The organism is Pseudomonas sp. SIMBA_068 (assembly GCF_046534705.1).
In the GTDB taxonomy this organism is placed as follows: Bacteria; Pseudomonadota; Gammaproteobacteria; order Pseudomonadales; family Pseudomonadaceae; genus Aquipseudomonas; species Aquipseudomonas putida.
Genome location: NZ_JAWRYI010001409.1, coordinates 1 through 243, shown reverse-complemented (window position 1 = coordinate 243; position 243 = coordinate 1). Strand labels below are relative to the sequence as shown.

The window sequence follows — 243 nt, the reverse complement described above, 5'->3', positions numbered from 1 at the left end:
CTCGACGCCGCCAGCCATAGTCCGGCACAGCTACGACGTTTCCATCACAACGCGCCGGAGAGCCTGACAGCCCGGCTCGCCTCTCCCTGTGAGGGCGAAACGCTGGTGGTGACGGAAGGTATTTTCAGCATGGATGGCGACAGTGCGCCGCTGGCCGCCCTGGCGCAACAGACGCGCCAGGCAGAGGGCTGGCTGCTGGTGGATGATGCGCACGGCATCGGCGTGGTGGGTGAGCAGGGGCGC

Annotated in this window: 1 protein-coding gene; it reads left to right on the top strand. The window is 67.5% G+C overall.

Going from position 1 to position 243, the window contains the following annotated elements; genetic code table 11:
• Window positions 1-243 (top strand): aminotransferase class I/II-fold pyridoxal phosphate-dependent enzyme (locus SB756_RS34260; protein WP_410913779.1); only part of this gene is annotated, 243 nt, incomplete at both ends.